This window comes from Methylibium sp., assembly GCF_035762065.1.
GTDB lineage: Bacteria > Pseudomonadota > Gammaproteobacteria > Burkholderiales > Burkholderiaceae_C > Methylibium.
In genome coordinates this window covers 65,385-87,730 of record NZ_DASTPW010000045.1, presented here as the reverse complement: position 1 = coordinate 87,730, position 22,346 = coordinate 65,385, and the positions used below count along the sequence as shown (strand labels likewise).

Sequence of the window (22,346 nt, the reverse complement as noted above, 5' to 3'; positions counted from 1 at the left end):
CGCCTCAGCCGCGCAGGCGCGCACCCACGCGCTCACCGAGCGACTGGACCACGGCCGCGACGGCCACGTCGATCCGCTCGTCGGTCAGTGTCTCGCTCTCGTCCTGCAGTTCGAGGCGCAAGGCTAGGCTGCGCTCGCCGTCGGCGAATTCGGCGTTCGCCTGCTTGGGGCGGTAGACGTCGAACAGCCGCGCACTGCGCACGAGGCCGCCGGTTGCGGCCGCCGCGACGGCCGCCGTCAAGGCCTCGTGGGTGACGGCAGGGCCGACCACCACCGCGATGTCACGCTCGACCGTCTGCTGCCGCGGCACACCGGCGAAGCTTGGCAAGGAGCCGGACTGCAGCGCGACGAGATCCAGCTCGAACAGCACCGGCGCCTGCGGCAGCTCGTAGGCCTGGCGCCAGCGTGGATGAAGCTCGCCGACCCAGCCGATCGCCGCACCGTCGAGCTCGACGCGCGCGCTGCGCCCCGGGTGCAGCGCCGGATGCTCGGCCGCGACGAAGCGCGCAGCGCGCGGCTCGAGCAGGCGTTCGACGTCGCCCTTCGCGTCGAAGAAGTCGACTGAACGCGCCGGCTCCGCCCACTGCAGCGGCGCCGCCTGGCCCCAGGCCAGCCCCGCCAGCCGCAGCGGCTGCGCGATGCCGGCGATCGAAACGTCGCCGGCCGGCGCCGCGCCGTCACGCAGGAACACGCGGCCGATCTCGAACAGCCGCACCCGCGACGCACGCCGCGCGAGGTTGAAACGCAGCCCCTCGACAAGGCTGCCGACGAGGCTCGTGCGCATCACCGCGAGCTGCGCGGCGATCGGGTTCAGCAGGCGGATCGGCTGCGCGCAGCCGTGCAGCTCGCGCTCCCAGCGTTCCTCGACGAAGCTGAAGTTGACCGTCTCCTGGTAGTCGAGCGCGGCCATCGCGTGGCGCAGCGTGTGCACGCCGCGTCGGGACTCGGAGCGCACCCGCGGCGTGATCGGCGCGAGCGGCGGCGTGTCGGGCAGCCTCGCGTAGCCGAGCACGCGGATCACCTCCTCGATCAGGTCTTCCTCGATCTGCAGATCGAAGCGCCAGCTCGGCGGCGTGACGGTCAGCGTGCCGGGCGCTTCGGTGAAGCCGAAGCCGAGCCGGCGGAACACGCTCGCGCACTGGGTCTGCGTGACCGGCATGCCGATGACGCGAGCCGCGCGGTCGACGCGCAGCGTGACCGGTTGGCGATCGGGCATGCGCGGGCGCTGGTCGTCCATCGGCCCCGCTTCGCCGCCGCAGATCTGCATGATCAGCGCGGTGATGTGCTCGATGTGATCGACGGTACCCGCCGGGTCGACGCCGCGCTCGAAGCGGTGCCCGGCGTCGGTGCTGAACCCGTAGCGGCGCGCGCGGCCCATCACCGATTCGGGCCACCAGAACGCGGCCTCGACGTAGACGTTCCGCGTGGTGTCGGAGACGGCGGTCGCCTCGCCGCCCATGATCCCGGCGAGCGACTCGACCTGGCGGGCGTCGGCGATGACCCCGACCTGTTCATCGACCGTGATCGTGCTGCCGTTGAGCAGCTCGAGGTGTTCGCCCGGGCGGCCCCAGCGCACGACGAGGCCACCCTCGATCTTGTCGAGATCGAAGATGTGCGACGGCCGGCCGAGTTCGAACATCACGTAGTTCGAGATGTCCACCAGCGCGCTGACCGGCCGCTGCCCGCAGCGCGCGAGGCGCTCGACCATCCAAGCCGGCGTCTGCGCCTGCGGGTTGACGTTGCGCACGACGCGCCCCGAGAAGCGGCCGCAGAGATCGGGTGCTTCGATGCTCACCGGCAGCTTCGTGTCGTGCGTCGGCGCCACCGCGTCGAAGCGCGGCGCAAGGAGGGGCGCGCCGGTCAGCGCGCTCAACTCGCGCGCGACGCCGTACACGCTGAGCGCGTGACCCAGGTTCGGCGTGAGCTTGAGCGTGAGGAGGTGGTCGTCAAGCTTCAGCCAGTCGCGCAGCGAGGCGCCGACCGGCGCGTCGTCGGCCAGTGCAAGCAGGCCACCGTGGTCGTCGGACAGCCGCAGCTCCTTGGCCGAGCAGAGCATCCCCTGGCTCTCGACGCCGCGCAGCTTGCCGAGCTTGATGCGAAACGGCTCGCCGCCCTCTTCCACCGGCGGCAATGCGGCACCCACCAGCGCGCACGGCACCTTCATGCCGGCGCGCACGTTCGGCGCGCCGCAGACGATCGAAAGCGGCTGAGCCGCGCCGACGTCGACCTCGCAGACCTGCAGCCGATCGGCCTGCGGATGCTTGGCGACCGCCCGCACGAGCGCGACGACGACCTTGTCGAACGGCGGCGCGAACGGGCGTCGCTCTTCGACCTCGAAGCCGCCCATCGTCAGGACCTCGGCCAGCTCGGCGCTGCCGATCGGCGGGTTGCAGAACTCGCGCAGCCAGGACTCGGGAAATTGCATGGTCGCGTCGGGTGCTCAGCGGAATTGGGAAAGGAAGCGCAAGTCGCCTTCGAAGAACAGGCGCAGGTCGCCGACGCCGTAGCGAAGCATCGCGAGCCGGTCGATGCCCGAGCCGAAGGCGAAGCCGATGTAGCGCTCGGCATCGAGACCCATGTTGCGGATCACCTGCGGATGCACCTGCCCCGAGCCGGACACCTCCAGCCAGCGGCCTTGCAGCGGGCCGCTGCCGAACATCATGTCGATCTCGGCGCTGGGTTCGGTGAACGGGAAGTAGCTGGGGCGAAACCGCAGCTTGAGATCGTCGGTCTCGAAGAAGGCCTGCACGAAGCGCAAGTAGACGGCCTTCAGGTCCTTGAAGCTGATGTTCTCGCCGACCCACAGGCCCTCGACCTGATGAAACATCGGCGAGTGCGTCGCGTCGCTGTCCACGCGGTAGGTGCGGCCCGGCGCGATCACGCGGATCTCCGGCATCGACGCCTGCCCGGCGTACTTGCGCGCATGCGCCTGCGCGTAGCGGATCTGCATCGGCGAGGTGTGCGGCCGCAGGTTCAGGGGCCGGCCTTCGGCGTCGTTCACGTCGACGTAGAAGGTGTCCTGCATCGAGCGCGCGGGATGGTTCTCGGGGTTGTTCAGCGCGGTGAAGCTGTACCAGTCGGTCTCGATCTCGGGGCCGTCGGCGACGTCGAAGCCCATCGAGCCGAAGATCGCCTCGATGCGCTCCATCGCACGGCCGATCGGATGCAGGCTGCCGTTGGCGGCAGGGCGACGGCCGGGCAGCGTGACGTCGAGCGCCTCGGCCTTCAGTTGCGCTTTCAGTTCGGCTTCGGCCAGCGCCGCGCGGCGCGCTTGAAGCTCGGCTTCGATCGCCTGCTTCAGCCGGTTGATCTCCGCGCCGCGCGTCTTCTTCTGCTCGACCGGCAGGCCGGCGAGCTCCTTCATCAGCTCGGTGACGGCACCGGCCTTGCCGAGAAAGCGCGCTTTGGCATTCTCCAGTTCGGCGGCGGTCGACGCGGCGGCAAAGGCTGCGCGTGCGGAAACGACGAGGTCCATGGACTGGTGCACGGGTCGGAGTAAAGAAAAAAAGGCCGCCCCCGAGGGTGACGGCCTTCGATCGCTGGATCGATGCAGCAGGCGCCGCGGCGCCTGCCCGACGGTCGATCAAGCCAGGCTGGCCTTCGCCTTCTCGACGATGCTGCCGAACGCGGCCGGATCGTTCACCGCCATGTCGGCGAGCATCTTGCGGTCGATAGCGATCGCCGCCTTCTTGACGCCCGCCATGAAGCGGCTGTACGTGACGCCGTGGCTGCGCGCCGCCGCGTTGATGCGGGCGATCCACAGGCGACGGAACACGCGCTTGCGGTTGCGGCGATCACGGTAGGCGTACTGGCCCGCCTTCATGACCGCTTGCTTGGCAATGCGGTAGACGTTCTTGCGACGGCCCCGATAACCCTTCGCGAGTTCAAGGACCTTCTTGTGACGAGCGCGGGCGGTAACGCCGCGTTTGACGCGTGGCATGGCTTATTCCTTCAACAAGATGAGTGGAGACGCGCGCGCCGGCTCACAGGCCCGCGAACGGCAGCATCTGGGCCATGTGGCCCATGTTGGTCTCGTGCACCGTCGCCGTGCCACGCAGGTGGCGCTTGTTCTTGGTGCTCTTCTTGGTAAGGATGTGGCGCTTGAACGCTTGGCCCCGCTTGACCGTGCCACCGGGGCGAACACGGAAGCGCTTCGCAGCGCTCTTCTTGGTCTTCATCTTGGGCATGACTGCTCCTTCTGCGTTGTTCCCGGAAGGCGTCGCGAACCGCTCGCGAGCTTGGGGCCTGACGGGGACTTGTTCGCCGTGCCGGCGACCCACCGGCACAACGTCGAACTCGAATCGTCTACTGCTCAGGCTTCACTGTTTCTTCCGCTTCGGCCCGAGCACCATGATCATCTGGCGCCCTTCGAGCTTCGGCATGTTCTCCACCACGGACACGTCGGCCAATTCGTCGCGGATGCGCTCCAGCAAGCGCATGCCGATGTCCTGGTGGGTGATCTCCCGGCCGCGGTAGCGCAAGGTGACCTTGCCCTTGTCGCCCTCCTCGAGGAAACGACGCAGGTTGCGCATCTTGATCGTGTAGTCGCCTTCGTCGGTGCCCGGGCGGAACTTGACTTCCTTGATGTCGATGACGTGCTGCTTGGCCTTCTGTTCGGCGGCCTTCTTCTGTTCGCCGTACTTGAACCTGCCGTAGTCCACGAGGCGGCACACCGGCGGATCCGCCGTGGCAGCGATCTCGACCAGATCGACGTCGTACTCACCGGCGAGGCGCAGTGCCTCTTGAATGCTGACCACTCCGAGGGGCTCGTTCTCGGGGCCGTTCAGGCGCACCTCCGGAGCCATGATTTCCCGGTTCAGCCGGTGCTTGCGTTCGTCGTTCCGAGTTCGACGGTCAAAGAAATTAGCGATGGTTTGCGTCCTTCCGGGCCTTGCGGCCTCGCTCGTTCAACACACGCGCGCCCTGGAGCCAGCACCCGCCGACGGCAAAAAACTCGCCAGCCTCGTCAGGCCTTGAGGCCGACGTCGCTGGCGAGCTGGCGGGAGAAGTCTTCGAGGGGCATCACACCGAGGTCACGATTCCCCCTGGCGCGCACCGCAACCGCGTTGGCTGCCTTTTCCTTGTCGCCCACGATCAGGATGTACGGCAGCTTCTGCACAGATTGCTCTCGGATTTTATAGGTGATCTTTTCGTTGCGTCCGTCGAGAGCGACCCTAACGCCTTGCTGGCGCAGCGTTTTCGCCACCTTCGCGGCGTATTCCGCCTGGGCGTCGGTGATGTTGAGCACCGCCACCTGCACCGGCGCCAGCCAGGCCGGCAAGGCGCCGGCGTGTTGCTCGATCAGGATGCCGATGAAGCGCTCGAAGCTGCCGACGATCGCCCGATGCAGCATCACCGGGGTCCTGCGCTCGCTCGTTTCGGCGACGTACTCGGCGCCCAGCCGCTCCGGCATAGAGAAATCGACCTGCATCGTGCCGCACTGCCATTCGCGGCCGATCGCGTCCTTCAGCGTGTATTCGATCTTCGGGCCGTAGAAGGCGCCGTCGCCGGGGGCGACAACGAACTCGCAGTCCGAGCGGCGCAGGCTTTCCATCAGGGCGTGTTCGGCCTTGTCCCAGCTCGCGTCGGAGCCGATGCGGGCCTCGGGTCTCGTTGCGACCTTGTAGACGATGTCCTTGAAGCCGAAGTCCGCGTAGACCTTCTGCAGCAGCGCCGTGTAGGCCACGCACTCGTCGAGGATCTGGTCTTCCGTGCAGAAGATGTGCCCGTCGTCCTGCGTGAAGGCGCGCACCCGCATGATGCCGTGCAGCCCGCCGGTCGGCTCGTTGCGGTGGCACTGGCCGAACTCGCCGTAGCGCAGCGGCAGGTCGCGATAACTCTTGATGCCCTGCTTGAAGATGAGGATGTGGCCGGGGCAGTTCATCGGCTTGAGCGCGTAGTCGCGCTTCTCCGATTCCGTCGTGAACATGTTCTCGCGGTACTTGTCCCAGTGGCCCGTCTTCTCCCAGAGGCTCTTGTCGAGGATCTGCGGCCCCTTCACTTCCAGGTAGCCGTTGTCGCGGTAGACCGCGCGCATGTACTGCTCGACCTGCTGCCACAGCGCCCAGCCGCGCGGATGCCAGAACACCGTGCCGGGCGAGTGCTCGTCGAGGTGGAACAGGTCCAGTTCGCGGCCGAGCTTGCGGTGGTCGCGCTTCTCGGCTTCCTCGAGGCGATGCAGGTAAGCCTGCAAATCCTCCTTCGTGCCCCAGGCCGTGCCGTAGATGCGCTGGAGCATCTCGTTGCGATGGTCGCCGCGCCAGTAGGCGCCGGCCACCTTCATCAGCTTGAAGTGCTTGAGCTTGCCGGTGCTCGGCACATGCGGGCCGCGGCAGAGGTCTTCGAAGCCGCCTTCGCGGTAGAGCGAGACGTCCTCGCCGGCCGGAATGCTCGCGATGATCTCGGCCTTGTACAGCTCGCCCTGCGCCTTGAAGTGCGCCACGGCCTCGTCGCGCGGCAGCACGCGGCGCTCGACTTTCTCGTCCTTCTTCGCGAGCTCCGTCATCCGCTGCTCGATCGCCGCGAGGTCCTCCGGCGTGAAAGGGCGCTTGTAGGAAAAGTCGTAGAAGAAGCCGTTCTCGATGGTCGGCCCGATCGTCACCTGAGCGTCGGGGAACAACTGCTTGACCGCATAGGCCAGCAGATGCGCGGTCGAGTGGCGGATGAGTTCGAGGCCGTCCGGGTCCTTCTCGGTGACGATCGAGAGCGGCACGTCCTGCTCGATGCGGTAGCTCGTGTCGACGAGCTTCGCCTCGCTGCCCACCCCGATGCGACCGCCGAGCGCGGCCTTCGCCAGGCCGCTGCCGATCGACGCGGCCACCTCGGCCACCGTCACGGGGCCGGGGTACTCGCGTTTGGAGCCGTCGGGAAGCTGGATCGAAATCATGGGCACCTCGAGAAAACAAAAAGCGCGGTGACGACCGCGCTTGAAGATGAGCAGAACGGGCTCAGGCCGCGGTCGAGCGATGCAGGTCGGCGATCGTCGTAGTTCGCGGTGTCATAACCCGTGCTGCCTTTCTGTCTTCTCGTGGATGGAAAAGAGGCCGCGATTCTAGGCGCGGCCCCGCTCCCGTCGCCGTCTCAGTGGAACTGCTCTTCCTCGGTGGAGCCGGTCAGGGCCTTGACGCTCGACGAGCCGCCCTGGATCACGGTGGTCACGTCGTCGAAATAGCCGGCGCCGACTTCCTGCTGGTGCGACACGAAGGTGTAGCCCTGCTCGCGTGCCTTGAACTCGGGCTCCTGGACCATGTTCACGTAGTGCTTCATGCCTTCGCCGCGCGCGTAGGCGTGGGCGAACTGGAAGGTATTGAACCAGTTGATGTGGATGCCCGCGAGCGTGATGAACTGGTACTTGTAGCCCAGCGCCGACAGCTCGTCCTGGAAGGACGCGATCTGCTTGTCGTCAAGGTTCTTCTTCCAGTTGAACGACGGCGAGCAGTTGTACGAGAGCAGCTTGCCCGGATGCTTGGCGCGCACCGCCTGCGCGAATTCGCGGGCGAAGCCGAGGTCGGGTGTGCCGGTTTCGCACCACACGAGATCGGCGTAGGCGGCGTAGGCGACGCCGCGGCTGATGGCCTGCTCGAGCCCGTTCTTCACGCGGTAGAAGCCCTCCTGCGTGCGCTCCCCGGTGAGGAACGGCTTGTCGTTCGCGTCGTGGTCGCTGGTCAGCAGGTTCGCGGCTTCAGCGTCGGTGCGCGCCAGCACGATGGTCGGCACGCCCATCACATCGGCCGCGAAGCGCGCGGCGATCAGCTTCTCGCAGGCCTCCTGCGTCGGCACCAGCACCTTGCCGCCCATGTGGCCGCACTTCTTGACGGCCGCGAGCTGGTCCTCGAAGTGCACGCCCGCGGCGCCCGCGGCGATCATGTTCTTCATCAGCTCGAAGGCGTTCAGCACGCCGCCGAAGCCGGCTTCGGCATCGGCCACGATTGGCAGGAAGTAGTCGATGAACTCCTTGTCGCCAGCCCCGACGCCGCGCGACCACTGGATTTCGTCGGCCCGCTTGAAGCTGTTGTTGATGCGGCGGACCATCGTCGGCACCGAGTCGTAGGCGTAGAGCGACTGGTCCGGGTACATCGTCTCGCTCGTGTTGCCGTCGGCCGCGACCTGCCAGCCCGAGAGGTACACCGCCTCGACGCCGGCCTTCGCCTGCTGCATCGCCTGGCCCGCGGTGATCGCACCGAAGGCGTTGACGTAGCCCTTCTTCGAGGCGCCATTGCACTGCGCCCACAGCTTCTCGGCGCCGCGCTTGGCGAGCGTGTGCTCGATCTGCACGCTGCCGCGCAGGCGCACCACGTCGGCGGCGCTGTAGCCGCGCTTCACGCCCTTCCAGCGCGGGTTCTCGGCCCAGTCCTTCTCGAGGGCGGCGATCTGCTGTTCACGGGTGGCTTGGCTCATGCGGGGCTCCGAAGTGATGAAGAGGACTGCGGCGCCGGAAGCGCCAAGACTTATGTCTTATAGAAGACTACAGGTTACCCCGCACGCTGACAAGGCTTCCGGCAGCCGATTGCCGCAAGTCGCCACGAATGTCGCGCGCCGGCAGCGTCATGCCGGCAATGCTTTCGCATCGCCGCAGCCCCGTTTCACGTCGTGAGGCGCGAACGGGCGCGCGGCCTTCGCCAGGTTGCCGGCCGATAGACCGCGACCAAGGCCGCCAGCGCAACCAGCGCGAGCACCCAGCGCAGATCCGCGCGCGCTTCGACGCGACGCGCCAATGCGGGATCCGAAAGCGCGTCGAGCAGCCGATCCGCATCGACGAGCCGGTGGTAGCCGAGCCCCGTCTCGCCGGCCAGCAGCTTCAGGTAGGGCTCGCGCAACGACGAGAGGTGCTCGCTGCCGGGCGTCGCGCCCAGCATCGGCGCTTCCTCGCCCGCGCCGTCGTCGACCATCTGCTCGCCCTTCACGCTGCCGCCGCGGCCGAGGCTGCGCGGATCGACCTGCAGCACCTCGTCGGCGCCCCACCAGCCGTAAGCACGGCCCTCCGGGTCGAGCTTCGGGATCCGCGCCGGCGTCATGCCGCCCACGCCGACGATCAGCCCCGGCACCGCGCGCGCCGCGCCGTCCTCGTCGGGCCGGAAGCGCGGGTTGACCGGCGGCGCCTCGTGCCCGTCGGTCACGAACACGAGCGCCGGCTTGTCGGGCAGCGCCCTCGCGGTCTTGAGCCCGCTGTACAGCCCCTTGGCGATTTCGCTGTTGCCGTTCCAGGCCATCTGCGTGTCGATGCGGCCGAGCATCGCGATCAGCTCGCGCTGGTTCTCGCACAGCTCCACCGGCCGCAGCAGCAGGAACGAGCGGTACTCGGTGAACAGGCCGAAGCCGATGCGGCTGCCGCACGGCAGCCGACGCAGCGCCGCAGCGATCGCCTCGTGCGCGGCGCGGCTGCGGGTGATCGGTGGCGCGTCGCCCTGGCGCACGTCGGCGACTTCCATGCTCTGCGTCACGTCGATCATGAACAGCAGGTCCTGCTCGGTGGCGGTGGCCGGCACGCTCGGCCGCAGGAAGCACAGCGCGATCGCCACCGCCGCCAGCAGCAGCCCGCCGCGCGGGCCGGCGAGGCCGGCGCGGCGCAGGCGATCGGTCAGCGCGTTCACCGGCAGGCCCCCGGCGCGGCGTGGCGCCGCTGCGCTTGCTTGCGGGCCGCGACGTTCATGGCAGCCCGCGCGAGACGCCGCGCATCGTCGTCGCGGCGCGCTCCGCCTGCTCGGGCGGGCCGGCCGGCGAGGGATCGGCGTCGTCCGGATCGGGCTGGAGCCGCTGCGCGCGCTCGAGGTTGTAGCGGGCGTCCCAGTGCGTCGGGTCGTGACGCAGCACCTCGCGGTAGCCGGCCTTCGCCAGTTCGAGCAGCGGCAGCGCCTGGCCAGGCAGCGGCGAATCGCGCAGCACCAGCGCCTGGCGCAGCAGCTGGTTCGCGGCGTTGTAGCGGGCCGCCTGGCCGAGCGGCGTGTCGTCCTGCAGCAGCCGCCAGGTGTCGACCGCGGCTTCGCGGTCGCCGCGGAAAGCCAGCCGGCTCGCATGCGCGAAGCGCAACTCGGCGCGGCTGCCCAGCGGCGGCCGCTCGTCGATGCCGGCGGCGATCCGCGCGTTGTCGCTGCGCTTGCCGTGCAGCCGCCAGCCGTCGAACGCCGCAGCCAGCACCAGCGCGACGAGCAACGCGGCCACCAGCCGCAGCCGCAATCTCGGGCGCAGCACCGTCATCGTGCCTCCCCCCGCCAGCGGCTTCCCAGCAACAGCAGCACCGCCGCGAGCGCAACGGCGTAGGCGCCGGCGGTCAGGTCGCGCCGCGGCACCCGCTCGGCGTACGCGATCGGCAGGTTCTCGAGCCGGCCGACGTCGTCGATGGCGCGCTTCAGTGCATCGGGGCTCTCCGCCTCGTAGACCCGGTAGGGCGCGCCGGTCGAACGGAAGAAGCGGTCGAGCGACACCTCGGGCACCGCGTCGGCCGCGCCGCCCGGCGAATCGGCGCCCTGCAGCCCCGGGCTGCGCGCCGAGCGGATGTAGATCCAGTAGAGCGCGACCCGCTGCTCGCGCAGCCGCTCGGCGATCTGCAGCTTCGCGGCCGGATCGATGTGATCGCCGCCGTCGGACACCAGCAGCACGATGCGCGAGCCGGTGTAGGGCCGCCGGTCGAAGTAGGCCATGCCGTGCAGCAGCGCGGCGGCGATGTCGGTCTCGTTGAGACCACGGCCGACCTCGCCGGCCGCGATCGCGGCCTGCACGATGTCGGGCTTCCGGGTGAAGTCGAACAGGCCGATCGGCAGCGTGCTGAACAGCGCCATCGCGAAGCGGTCGTCCTCGCGCTTGGCCGCGAACTCGGCGAGGATGCGCCGCGCCGCCTGGCCCTTGCTGACGCGCTCGGCGTCGTCGGCCTGGTTGTAGGCGTACCAGGCGGCGGTGCCCGGCGTCGGGCCACCGGCGACGCGGTAGACGAAGCGCTCGTCCATGCTGCGGCTGCGGTCGAGCAGCAACACGATCTCCGCGCCGCGGCCCACGCGCTCGATCTCGTACTCGGCGCGATACAGCCCGGCCAATGCACCGACCAGCGCAGCGATCGCCGCCGCGCCTAGCACGCGCAGCAACCAGCGCAGCAGCTCCGAGGCGCGGTCGCGCGGCAGCAGCGCGAGCCAGGCGTGGCGCCGCTGCGCGCGGCCGTCGCCGAGCAGCGGCAAGGCCGCCAACGGCAGCAGCGCAAGCCACAGCGGCTGCGCGAAGCCGAGGCCGAGCGCGCTGGCAAGCGAGTCGAGATTCATGCCAGGCCCCGCTCGATCGCACGGCCGTGGCGGCACAGCGCGAGCAGCCGCGCCGCGTCGTCGCTCCCGCCGGGACCACCGGCAAAGAAGACCTGCTGCGAACGGCCGAAGAACCAGCGCAGCTCGTCGGCCAACGGCGCGTGGCGCGGCGACATCGCGACGAACTGTTCGACCGCGCGCGCATCGAGCACGCGGCCGGCGGTCGCGTCGATCGCCGCGTGCAGCGTGCGCCAGGCCTCGCGCAGCGCCTCGTCGTCGGCGCCTTGCCGCTGCAGCCCCCGCAGCCGGCGCAGCGCCGCCGAGAACGGCCGGTGCCGCCGCTGCCACCAGGCCCAGCCCCAGATGGTGTAGCCGAGGTAGACCAGCAGCCCGGCCGCGACGAGCGCGTAGGCCGCCAGCCGCAGTTGTTCGCCGCCTGTTTCGATCGCCGGCGGCGGCACGTCGGGCCGCAGGCTGCCCAGGCCCTCGCGCAGCGCGGCCGGCGATGGCGCCAGCGGCGTCACCCCGACCGGCGCGTAGTCGATGCGCAGCTCCTCGGTGCGCGGCTCGCCGGGAAAGCGCAGCACGAAGGCCGGCAGGTCCAGCACCCGCGGCGACTCGACAGCGCGAAAGACCTGGTAGCGCAACAGCAGCACGTGGCGGACGCTGCGCAGCCCCGGCCGGCGGCTGTGCCCGACCTCGCGCAGCTCGAACGACTGCCCGACGCGCCCCGGCTGCGGCAGCGACCGCTCGTCGAGCTTCAGCCGGCGCGGCACGTCGAGTTCGATGCGCCGCGTCACCACGTCGCCCACCGTGTGGCCGAAGGCGCGCGGCTCGTCGATGCGCACGCCGATGGACTCCGGCTCGGCCGCAGGCGCCGGCGCAGCGGAGGCCGCCACGAGCGCCGCGACCGAGGCCGCCACCCGCACCAGCGTTGCGAGCCGTCGCACTGCTGCCGCCTCAGACGAAATGCGCGGTGACCGCATCGGCGCGGTAGCCGTCGAACAGCTCGAGCGGATCGAGCCGGTGGCGGTCGAACAGCGCATGCAGCGCCGCACGCCGCTCGACGCGCGCCGCGTGCCAGCGCTCGCGCAGCGCCGGTCGCATCCAGACCATGCGCCGTGCGCCGCTCTCCGCGTCGACGAGGTAGGCGATGCCGTCGGCCGGCGGCGCGAACTCCTCGGCGTCCCACAGCACGACCGGCACCAGCTCGTGCGCGGCCAACGCGCCGAGCGATGCATCGATCGAATCGAGCGGCGCATGGAAGTCCGACACCAGGAACACCAGGCTGCGCCGCACCGGCAACGACGCCGCGGCCTGCCGCAAGCCGCCCGCGCCGCCCGCGGGCTCCAAGGCGCGCAGCCGCGCGGCCAGGGCCTCGCCGGCGCCGCGCTGCCGCGTCGGGGGCAGCGTCCACGCGGCGCGCACTTCGTCGTCGCAACCGACGAAGCCGAAGGCGTCGCCGTGTCGCCACGCGGACCGCGCGGTGGCCGCGGTGAAGTCGGCCAGCACGTCGAGCCGCCGCCGGCGGCCCTCGAAGCCCATCGATGCCGACAGGTCGGCCACGACCACGACCGACACCGCCTTGCGCTCGCTGAAGACCTTGACCTGCCAGTTGCCCGAGTGAAGCCCCAGCGGATCGCGCACGCTCGCGTGCAGATCGATGCGTCGCAGATCGCCTGCATCGGCCAGCGCGACGTGGCCGCGAAATTCGAGCCCGCTGTCCCCTCGCCGACTCCGATGCGCACCCGGCACATGCCCCGCGGCGAGCTGGCGCACGCGGTAGTGAAACTCCGCCGCCTCGCTCGAGCCGGGACGCGCGGTACGGGGTGAGCCCGACGCAGCGAATTCGGTACCCCGAGGCTGAGCGGGGTCGGGCTTACCCCGTGACACGCCAGCCGAGCGCCTCCGACTTTCGCCACCGAACAAGCCTTCGAACATCAAGGCGCCGCCACCTTTCCGACGATCCCGCCCATCAGCTCGCCGACGATCTCCCCGCGTCGCAACTCGTACACCGGCTGCAGGCAGAGCCGGTGCGCGATCGTCTCGAAGAACACCGCGCGCAGGTCCTCGGGCGTCGCGTAGCTGCGGCCGTCGAGCCAGGCCGCCACGCGCGCCGCGCGCAGCATCAGGCTCATGCCGCGGGGGCTGGCGCCGGCCAGCATCACCGAGCGCACGTCGGCCGACTGCAGCACGACGCCGAAGTGGCCGGGCTCCGAGGTCGCGCGCCACAAGTGCAGCGCGTAGTCGCGCAGCGCGTCGGAAGACTGCACGCCGTGCTGGATCGCCGCGGCCACCGTCGCCAGCTCACGGTAGGGAAGCATCGCCGCGGGCAGGCTCGCAACCAGCGCGTCGGTGTCGTGGAAGCGGGTGTCGAACATCAGCGCGCGCCGGTCGTCGTCGCTCGCCGGCGCGTCGACGGTGATCTCCATCATGAAGCGGTCGCGCGCGGCCGACGAGATCTCGAAGGTCTCCTCCCGCTCGACGCGGTTGCGGTCGGCGAACACCTGCAGGTGCGGGAAGTGGTACTCCCGGTTGAAGGCGTGCAGGCTGCGCTCGGCCATCACCCGCAGCAGCAAGGCGTGCACCTGCGGGCGGGCGCGGTTGATCTCGTTGAAGAAGAAGATGGCGAGGTCGTCGCCGTGCTGCGTGAGCGGGCCGGGGTCGATCTGCGGGCGGCCCTCGGCGCTCAGGTGCGTGTGGTAGACGAGGTCGTTCGGCATCAGGTCGATCGTGCCTTCGACGCGCCCGAAGGCGCCGCCGATCAGGTGCGCCACGCTGCGCAGCAGCGTCGTCTTGCCGACGCCGACGTCGCCTTGCAGCAGCACGTGCCCGCGCGCGAAGGTCGCGATCGTGATGAGCCGCAGCGCCCTCGCCTGCCCGATCACCGCGCGGGCGGCCAGCGACTCCAGCTCCAGCGCGCGGCTGCGCCAGTCAGCCAGCAGGCCGTCGTTCGAATCCATGCGTCTCCGTCGTCGTGCGTACCCGCGCCGAGGATGGCCGGCGCTGCGCCCGAGCACAAGCCGAGGGCTTTCCCCGGCCCTGCTCCGTCGTGCAACGCATGCGTGCGGCATGGCCGCTGCGCCGACCCGCTTCGCCGCCCCTCGTTCTGCGATTTCGTTATCTCGCACGCTCCTGCGGCTTTGCTTCGTCGCCGGCGCGCTCGACGACATACGTTCTCGACTACGGCAGGCGTCCCCATGTCGAGGGCTTGCTCGGTGTCAATCGACGACCGACCTGCCACGTCCTTCTCAACCTCTACGGCACACCATGGACAGAATCAGGTCGCGACCCTCTTCTCCGCAACCGTCAACCAGTCGCGGCACCGGCGCGGCCGATGCGGGAGGGCCCGCTTCGCAGCAGCTGCCCGGTACGACGATGCCAGGCTCGCCGCGGTCGCCCCGCGCCATGGCGCAAGGTGCGCAGGCCGACATGCCCGTTCGCCCGCGACGCCAGCGCGGCCCGCAGCTGCCCGAAACACCGATGCAGCAACGGGAGATGCGGCAGACGATCCGGGAGAACTCGCCTTTCCTGCTGAACGACATCGACGGCCCGGCCGCGCCGTCGATACGCTCGTTGACGCCGACCGAGGCCGGGGCGGGAGCGACCGCGACGGTCGACCTGGGCGCGGTCCATCGCAACTACCTGAAGGGCAAGGCACACCTCGCGCCCGATGTCATCGCCGCAGCGGTCGTCAAGGCCGACGGCTACGGCCTCGGGGCCACCGAGATGGCCAAGACGCTGATGGCGGCCGGCTGCCGGGACTTCTTCGTCGCCCGCATCACCGAGGCCGTGGAACTGCGCAAGGCGCTCGACGCCGAGATGCCGAATTCGTCGGGTCAGGTCGCCATCATGGTGCTCGACGGCACGCTGCACGGCGCCGACCCGTTGCTTCTCGTCCAACACGGCATCACTCCGGTGCTCAACAGCGTCGAACAGGTCAAGACCTGGAATGACGCGGCACGCCAGGTCGGCCGGCCGCTGCCTGCCTTCCTGCAGTTCGACACCGGCATGCATCGTGCGGGCATGCATGAGAAGGACGCCGAAGCGGTGGCGAGTGCGAACGACGAAATGCTGCAAGGGCTGCTGAAGAAGCGCGACGAGCTGCTTTCGCATATCGACGTGCAGTGCGTCATGACGCACCTCGCCTGCGCAGACGACGCCGAGACCGTGCCGGGCGCCGCGCCCGACGCCCCGCGCCGTGCCGGCGAGGCGAGCCGCAAACAGCTCGAGCGGTTCAACGAGATCGCGAAGGAGTTCCCAGGCGCGGTGCGGTCGCCGGGGGCTTCGACGACCGTGCTGCTGGAGCCGGAGTTCCACGGCGGGATGGTCCGCATGGGTGGCACTTTCCACGGGCAGGCGCCGTTCGCGGACATGAATCCCTACGAGAACGTGCTGACCCTCACTTCGACCGTGGCACAGACCCGCGTCGTGCCACCCGGCGGCGGCGTCGGCTACGGCCACACCTTCGTCGCTGAGCAGTCGACCACGATCGCCACCCTCCCGGAGGGCTACGCCGACGGCCTGCCGCGGGTGCCGGCGGGCAATCCCGGCCCTGGGCCCGACACCCGGCCGCAGGTTCTCCTCGCCGGCCAGGCGGCGCCACTGGCCGGGAAGGTGTCGATGGACATGACGACCGTCGACGTCTCCCGTCTCGATCCGGCACTGCATGCGCCGGGAACGCCCGTCACCTTGATGGGCAAGGACATGACGCCCGACCAGTTCGGCGCGATGTACGGCACCAATCCGTCGGAGACGCTGACCAAGCTCACGTCCCGCGTGCCGCGCCAATACGTGCCGTCCAAGGAGCCGCCCGTCGAAGCCGGACCGTCCCGCTTCGCATGGGGCGGAGCCTTGCGTCCGGCCGCCACCGATGACGTTTCGCTGCGCCGTCAGGCGATCCTGCATGCGCGCGACACCCGCCTCACGAAGGAGGCATCGGGCGCGGTGGCGACGGTCGATCTCGGTGCCATGCGGCGCAACATCAACGTGGGCATCGAGCGCCTGAAGGCGACGGGAACGGAGCCGGGCGTCGTGCTCAAGGCCGACGGCTACGGCTTGGGCGCCGTGAAGCTCGCCAAGGTGCTCATCGAGGAAGGCGTCAAGGACCTGTTCGTCGCGCGGCTGTCGGAGGCGATCGACTTGCGTCAGGGGCTGCGCAAGGAGATCCCCGCCATGGCCGACAAGGTGGCCGTGCTCATCCTCGACGGCATCCTTCCCGGTGCGGACACCGACACGATGGTCAAGCTGCGCCTCACGCCGGTGCTGAACAGCCTGGACCAGGTGAAAGACTGGAACGCGGCGGGCCGGCGCCACGGCGTCGCGCTGCCCGCGTTCCTGCAGGTCGACAGCGGCATGAATCGCGCCGGCATGCATGCGGACGACGTGCAGGCCCTGGTGGCAAACCAGGCGGAGCACCTGAGCCACATCAAGCTGCAAACCGTGATGACCCATCTGGCGAAGGCGGACGACGCCGTCGACGAGCAGCGGCCCGACCGCTCGCGTGACGCCGGTGCGCTCAGCCGCCAGCAGCTCGCGGCCTTCGAGGCGATCTGCGCCAACTTCCCCGGCGTGAAGAAGTCGCCGGGAGCGTCCACCACGCTTTTCCTCGAGCCCGAGTTCAGGGGCGACATGGTGCGCATGGGCGCGACCTTCCACGGCCAAGCCCCTTTCGACGCCGACTCCAACCCGCTGGAGCCTACCGTCAAGCTGGAGACGAAGGTGGCGCAGGACCGCGTGGTCCCGCAAGGCGGCTCCATCGGCTACGGCCACACCTACACGGCTCCGGAAGACATGCCGGTCCTGACGATCCCCATCGGCTACGCGGACGGCATGCCGCGCATCCCTGCCGGCAACCGGCCAGGCGACGCGCCGACTGCCGCCAAGGTCATCATCGACGGCGTGGCCGCGCCGCTGGTGGGCAAGGTGTCGATGGACATGACGACGGTGGACGCGCGGAACGTCCCTGAAGCGTCGAGGCGTGCCGGGACGCCGGTCACGGTCATCGGCGAGGGCGTCACGCCGGATCACTTCGGTGCGATGTACGGGACCAATGCGTCGGAGGTGCAGACCAAGCTCACCCGTCGCGTGTTCCGTGACTATGTCGACACCGGGCCGACCAAGCCTGTGGACACGAAGCCGTCGTCGAACGCGTGGGGCTCGCTCGAAAAACGCCCGGCTTGATGCGGTCGGCGTTCTGTTAAGGGGGCGGCCGCAACGCCGAACAAGAAACCGCAGGGTTACGATTCAGGCACGGTCGTTGCTCGCAACTGCGGTGCGGCCGTGCAGACGCACCCCAACAGGCTGACGAGACGAGTCGTAAAGGATGAGCGAGGAATCGATGGCAGATGCCTTGGGACCGGCAACGGCATCAAGGCCGAGACGAGCTTATGAGGAGCAGATCGCCGATCCGCGAACGCTTGTCGACCGGCTCGACGCCGCCTCCTCGGATCGAGCAGCAACCCGGGCCGACCGCGTGTCGCCCGTGGAGTTGCGCGTGGGCATCGTGCTGTGGCCGGGTTTTCCTCTGCTGTCACTGGCGGGTCTATGCGACGGCCTGCGCCATGCCGCCGACGTGGGCGACCAAAGCCGGCAGATGCGCTGCACCTGGGACATCCTCGGCCACACGGGCGACTGGGTAAAGGCCAGCTGCGGCATCCGGGTGCCGGTCGACCGCTCGCTATCGCAGCCCGGTACTTACGATTACGTCGCGGTCATCGGCGGGCTGCTCTCGCAAATTCAGGAGGCGCCGACGCACTACTCTCGTTTTCTGTCAGACACGGCCCAAAACGGCGTACCGCTGATCGGCGTCTGCACCGGCAGTTTCGTCCTCGCGCGTTTGGGCTTGCTGAAGGGCCATGCGCCCTGCCTCCATCCCTTTCATGTCGCCGATTGGGAAGCGCTGTACCCCGACGTGCCATTCACGACCAACGCGCATTTCGAGGTCAGTCATGACCGCATCACATGCCCCGGCGGAATCTCGATCGTCGAGCTCGCCGCCGAGTTGGTACGTCGCCATTGCGGCGCCGACCGCGCGGCGAAGGTCGTGCACCAGATGACGGTAAACGTGCAGGGCACGCCCACTCACGTCGCGCGCCGCCATGCGCTTGGCTACCAATCGAACGACCACGAGAAGCTGCGTCGGGCGATGGTGTTGATGGAAAAGAACCTGGTGACGCCGCTCGAGATCGCGGTGATCGCGAAACTTGTGGACTCGAGCAGCCGGCAACTGGAAAGAGTGTTTCTGGCGGAACTCGGCACCACACCGTCGGAGTACTACCGCAGCACACGCCTCAAATACGCCCGTTGGCTTTTGATGACGACCGACCTGCCGATTGTCAAGATTGCAGACGAAGCCGGTTTTTCCGATGCTTCGCATTTCATCCGACACTTCCAACAGTTCTACGGCACGACTCCGGGCCGGCTTAGGAAGGGTTTGCAAATGCCGCCGGCTCCGAGTTAAGGCCATTATCCGGTAAAGTAGCCGCACACCGCCTGGTTACGCCATTGACTTATCTTCCGCTGCAATGTTTGCGCGCCAGCCCTTGGTGCCAGGGATTGCATTATGGAATGCCGTAGCGACTCGGGAAGCGGATATTTTCTTTCATGTAGACGCTCATCGGTATGCGAAGGCGGTCATTGTCGAACCACTTTTTATAAATCAGCGCAAGTTCACCCGACTGCATAAGCCCGACCAACGTCTTGTCGACGATCTCGCGGAACGGCAAGTCGTTCTTCGGCAGCATGAACGCGTAAGGCTCAACAGTCAAAAAATTTCCGGCAACGGCAAGTTCTTCCTTCTTCTTTGCAGCGGAAATCAGACCGTACAGCAGCACGTCGTCCTGAGCAAACGCGGCAACCTCACCAGATTCCACCTTCTGAACACCGTCGACATCGTTTGCCACTAGAATCGCTGTCGCGTTTTGTTCCTTGGCGATTCGCAACACAATGTCCTGCGCGGTCGTGCCCTTCGTGACTGCGATCTTCTTTTTCCAGAAGTTTGCAGTGCGATCCGCCGTCACTGGTTTGAGTACCAGATAACGAACGCCAGTGTTGAAGAACGTGTAGGAAAAGTCGACGTCTTGCTGGCGCGCTACCGTATTCGTATTCCCGCCGCACTCAATATCGATTTCACCGGATTTGAGCAGCGGAATTCGCTGCGCCGCCTCGAGGGGTCGAAACTCCGTTCGTAGGTCGGGTCGGCTGATCGAACGCTTGATGTTCTCGATGACGCGCAGGCAAAGATCAATAGAGTAACCGACGGTCTCGCCTTTCTCGTTCAGGAAGGCGAAGGTACCAGGCGTTGGTATATACCCCACTTTCACCTTGCCGGTCCGCGCGATCCGCGTCAACGTCTCGCCGAGTGGTTGCGATTGAATTTGCGCGCCGACGGCCTGAGCACTGAGAAATAGCCCCGCGATTGCGATAACTACTGGCAGCCTGATCTTTCGCAGCATGAGCCCGACCTCACTTTTTTGCGTTGTGGTCAGCGTTGACGACGCGCTGTGGCGGACGGTTCGCGCGTCTGCCAACACCGATCACACACTCCGGCCGGACGTACCGCGTCACTGCCGGATCAATAAAAATTTCCCTGAGCATTAAAGTCGTTATTTTCAATCACCAACCCAAGACGAAACGCTCAAACTTTAGAAGTTGTGACGAACACCCAACCCAACAGTCTGAAAGGTCTCGTTGATCAGGCCTGGCACATTGCCAGTGCCAGCATACACCAGATTATTATTATCACCAGAGAAGTAGAAGGCATAAACAGCTGTGCGCTTCGACAGCTTGTACTTATAACCCAGAGTATATTGAAGATACTTGGTATCGACTACGGCACCCTTCCATCTGTCGGCGTATCCCACAGAAAGATGGAACTCACTCGGGCCCACGTTGTATTGACCGGTGAATGTCACCGCGTCGCGCTTTCCAAGGGTGCCGGCGCCAAGTCCAAACGCGCTGTTCGGAATGTTCTTCGCGTTGTCATGCTCATATGCGATTCCCAGCGCAACCGGCCCGAACGAATAGGACGCGGCCGCCGACACCACACTGCCTAGCGTGACATCGGAGGTGTTCCTGTACTGCGCATAGCCCGCTGCGACGTGCAGAGGACCTTGGTCGTAATTGACAACGCCTTCATAGGTTTTATTGACCACACCTTCGCTAGCCGCAGCGGTCAACGCGAAAGTGACCGGTCCAAACGCCGGGCTGGTGTACTCGACGGCATTGCTAGCGATAACACTACCGTTGATCAAATAGCTGCCGTATAGATTGTCTTCCGACGTCGTCCCCGTGTCATGGTTGAAGTTGCCAATATAATCAAGCGTGCTGTTGTACAGCGCGCTGAACATCCTGCCGAGCTTTACTTGCCCCAATGACGCGCTCTTCAGGCCGACGTACGACTCGCGACTGAACCCGCCTGCTCCCGAGCCGTCGTCAGAACCGAATCCAGCTTCTAGCTGGAAAAAAGCGTTCAAACCACCGCCGAGATCCTCAGTGCCGCGCAAGCCCCAGCGCGATGAGTTGTTGCGCATCACGGTCTTGTCGATGACGCCGTTGTCCTGGAATTCGACCGACGTGTTGACGCGGCCGTAGAGCGTCACATTACTTTGGGCCATCACGCTACCGGAGAAACCGGCAGCCATCACAACCGCAATCGCCATTTTGTTCATCTGTATTCCCTGTCGAGTTGAGCCTGCCGTACTTGGTCGGCAAAACATTTGTTTGGCTGAAGCGGAGCCAGCGCTAGTAACACGCAAAGGTATTATTGGATCAACCTGAAGCAGCAACACCGAACCATAAAATCGGCTTCAATGCCGCTCAAGATCCTGATCGAGGCCGCATAGATGCTTGAGCGACACGTACTGCGCGCAGCTTGATCATGGATAATCGCTGCGTTTTGGTGACTTTACCGATGCAAAGCGGCCAAGGGGGCCGCTAGCCCCCTTGAAAAATTCACTTGCAGCTCGGAAGCTTCCAATCCGCCGGGCGATCAACGCCTGCGCGGGAGTTCTGACCGACCGGCACGTACCAGACGTCTTGAACCAGCCCGTAGGTCTTGCCGATCTTACGGAGTTCGCAAGACTGCCAGAGCTTGGCAATTTCGGCGTTGACCTGCTTAGCCAGTTCGGCGTTGTCCTTGTGAATGCCAAAGACGACTTGGCCGAGCCCCGTGAGCAACGGAAATTCAGGCGAGTTGTCGGTGAAGGCGTTGAACTTGATATTCCATTGCGGATTGCGCGAGATGGCGTACTGCATCACCGGAGGATCGCCGATGACGGCATCGATCCGCCCGGCCAGAAGGTCACGCACAGCTGCGTCGGAAGTGTCGTACAAGGACAACTGCAGACCGTTGATCTTCCGCAGCTCGGGAATGAAGGAAAAGCCGGTGATCGTGCCGACCTTCTTGCCTTCGAGATCCTTGAGCTTGCTCCAGTTGTTTTTGTCGGCCTGCGTAATGCCGTTCTTGAAGTAGTGGATGGGATCGCTCAGCGCCATGATCTTCGAGCGCTGTTCGGTCCAACCCATCGTGCCGGCCATGATGTCGACGCGCTTGGATTGCACGGAGGCGATCGTGCCCGACCACTCCATCAAGGCCGGCTTGACCTTCAGCTTCAGTGATTCGGCGATCTTCTGGAGAATTTCGCCGTCGTAGCCCACCATCTTGCTGTCCTGATAGCCGGTGCCGGGCATGTCACCTGAAAAAGCAATTGTGAAGTTCCCTTTGTCGACAGTCTCCAGCGATTGCGCGGAAGCGCCGCTGGACACCGCGCACAGGGCCGTGAGCATCGCAAACGAGGCGGCGACGCATGACTCTCTAATCGACATTCGTATCTCCTGATCGTGTTGGTTCCGGTCGGAACGGAAGCGAATGTAGGTATGCGGCGGGCCCGGAAATTGGAGGCGCTGCCACTGCGGTTGAACGTTTGCGACTACTGGGGAAAGCACTTGGTGCTTCGGATGGGCGGCAAGCGCCGCGCAGCAAGCCTCACGGACTCAAGCGACCGGTGCCGCCCGACCACCGAAGTCGTGGTGCGAAAAAGCGCAGTCGGGCGGTTTGAACTCGCAAGCTCAGCGAACCAAGAATGGTCTCGGAAGCGGCTCCGTCGCCAGCAGTCTGGG

Annotated in this window: 18 protein-coding genes; 2 read left to right on the top strand and 16 right to left on the bottom strand. The window is 67.0% G+C overall.

Annotated features, from left to right (window positions below):
- Nucleotides 1-4 precede the first annotated feature (4 nt).
- The 13 genes from pheT to VFR90_RS13275 form a co-directional block, all read right to left on the bottom strand.
- The gene (gene pheT / locus VFR90_RS13335) at nt 5-2,425 is read right to left on the bottom strand and encodes a phenylalanine--tRNA ligase subunit beta (RefSeq protein ID WP_326406630.1); all 2,421 of its coding nucleotides are present in this window, start codon (nt 2,423-2,425) and stop codon (nt 5-7) included.
- Between the two features lie 15 nt (nt 2,426-2,440).
- Nucleotides 2,441-3,487 carry a phenylalanine--tRNA ligase subunit alpha gene (gene pheS / locus VFR90_RS13330; protein ID WP_326406629.1) on the bottom strand — a complete coding sequence of 349 codons (1,047 nt, stop codon included), beginning with the start codon at nt 3,485-3,487 and terminating at the stop codon, nt 2,441-2,443.
- Nucleotides 3,488-3,583: 96 nt separating this feature from the next.
- Entirely contained in the window at nt 3,584-3,940 is a 357-nt protein-coding gene (gene rplT, locus VFR90_RS13325) for a 50S ribosomal protein L20 (protein ID WP_326406628.1), read from the bottom strand.
- Nucleotides 3,941-3,983: 43 nt separating this feature from the next.
- Nucleotides 3,984-4,187 (bottom strand): 50S ribosomal protein L35, encoded by a 204-nt coding sequence (gene rpmI / locus VFR90_RS13320; protein WP_011829481.1) that lies wholly within the window; start codon nt 4,185-4,187, stop codon nt 3,984-3,986.
- Between the two features lie 132 nt (nt 4,188-4,319).
- Nucleotides 4,320-4,871, bottom strand: a complete 552-nt coding sequence (infC, locus tag VFR90_RS13315) for a translation initiation factor IF-3 (protein WP_326406643.1) — start codon at nt 4,869-4,871, stop codon at nt 4,320-4,322.
- Between the two features lie 95 nt (nt 4,872-4,966).
- Nucleotides 4,967-6,886, bottom strand: a complete 1,920-nt coding sequence (thrS, locus tag VFR90_RS13310) for a threonine--tRNA ligase (protein ID WP_326406627.1) — start codon at nt 6,884-6,886, stop codon at nt 4,967-4,969.
- A gap of 194 nt (nt 6,887-7,080) precedes the next feature.
- On the bottom strand, nt 7,081-8,397 hold the full coding sequence (gene aceA, locus VFR90_RS13305) for an isocitrate lyase (RefSeq protein WP_326406626.1): 1,317 nt from the start codon (nt 8,395-8,397) through the stop codon (nt 7,081-7,083).
- Nucleotides 8,398-8,582: 185 nt separating this feature from the next.
- Nucleotides 8,583-9,590 carry a vWA domain-containing protein gene (locus VFR90_RS13300; protein ID WP_326406625.1) on the bottom strand — a complete coding sequence of 336 codons (1,008 nt, stop codon included), beginning with the start codon at nt 9,588-9,590 and terminating at the stop codon, nt 8,583-8,585.
- A gap of 55 nt (nt 9,591-9,645) precedes the next feature.
- A complete protein-coding gene (locus tag VFR90_RS13295; protein WP_326406624.1) occupies nt 9,646-10,194 on the bottom strand; it encodes a hypothetical protein in 549 nt (182 codons plus the stop codon).
- Nucleotides 10,191-11,246 carry a vWA domain-containing protein gene (locus VFR90_RS13290; protein ID WP_326406623.1) on the bottom strand — a complete coding sequence of 352 codons (1,056 nt, stop codon included), beginning with the start codon at nt 11,244-11,246 and terminating at the stop codon, nt 10,191-10,193. Before VFR90_RS13290 ends, VFR90_RS13295 begins: the two co-directional genes overlap by 4 nt.
- Nucleotides 11,243-12,175 (bottom strand): hypothetical protein, encoded by a 933-nt coding sequence (locus VFR90_RS13285; RefSeq protein WP_326406622.1) that lies wholly within the window; start codon nt 12,173-12,175, stop codon nt 11,243-11,245. The genes VFR90_RS13290 and VFR90_RS13285 overlap by 4 nt, the downstream gene beginning before the upstream one ends.
- A gap of 10 nt (nt 12,176-12,185) precedes the next feature.
- Nucleotides 12,186-13,004 carry a DUF58 domain-containing protein gene (locus VFR90_RS13280; RefSeq protein WP_326406621.1) on the bottom strand — a complete coding sequence of 273 codons (819 nt, stop codon included), beginning with the start codon at nt 13,002-13,004 and terminating at the stop codon, nt 12,186-12,188.
- 161 nt (nt 13,005-13,165) lie between these two features.
- On the bottom strand, nt 13,166-14,188 hold the full coding sequence (locus tag VFR90_RS13275; RefSeq protein WP_326406620.1) for an AAA family ATPase: 1,023 nt from the start codon (nt 14,186-14,188) through the stop codon (nt 13,166-13,168).
- Between the two features lie 445 nt (nt 14,189-14,633).
- Here VFR90_RS13275 and alr point away from each other — a divergent pair, with 445 nt between their 5' ends.
- Together alr and VFR90_RS13265 are read left to right on the top strand one after the other, a co-directional pair.
- A complete protein-coding gene (gene alr, locus VFR90_RS13270) occupies nt 14,634-17,408 on the top strand; it encodes an alanine racemase (RefSeq protein ID WP_326406619.1) in 2,775 nt (924 codons plus the stop codon).
- A gap of 142 nt (nt 17,409-17,550) precedes the next feature.
- Nucleotides 17,551-18,687, top strand: a complete 1,137-nt coding sequence (locus tag VFR90_RS13265; RefSeq protein WP_326406618.1) for a GlxA family transcriptional regulator — start codon at nt 17,551-17,553, stop codon at nt 18,685-18,687.
- 100 nt (nt 18,688-18,787) lie between these two features.
- Here VFR90_RS13265 and VFR90_RS13260 read toward each other — a convergent pair whose 3' ends face one another.
- The 3 genes from VFR90_RS13260 to VFR90_RS13250 all read right to left on the bottom strand — a co-directional run bounded on the left by VFR90_RS13260 (nt 18,788) and on the right by VFR90_RS13250 (nt 22,013).
- A complete protein-coding gene (locus tag VFR90_RS13260; protein ID WP_326406617.1) occupies nt 18,788-19,681 on the bottom strand; it encodes an amino acid ABC transporter substrate-binding protein in 894 nt (297 codons plus the stop codon).
- A 189-nt stretch (nt 19,682-19,870) separates the two neighbouring features.
- Nucleotides 19,871-20,896: a porin gene (locus VFR90_RS13255; protein ID WP_326406616.1), complete on the bottom strand. Its 1,026-nt coding sequence runs from the start codon at nt 20,894-20,896 to the stop codon at nt 19,871-19,873.
- A gap of 283 nt (nt 20,897-21,179) precedes the next feature.
- A complete protein-coding gene (locus VFR90_RS13250; protein ID WP_326406615.1) occupies nt 21,180-22,013 on the bottom strand; it encodes a substrate-binding periplasmic protein in 834 nt (277 codons plus the stop codon).
- Nucleotides 22,014-22,346: the final 333 nt, after the last annotated feature.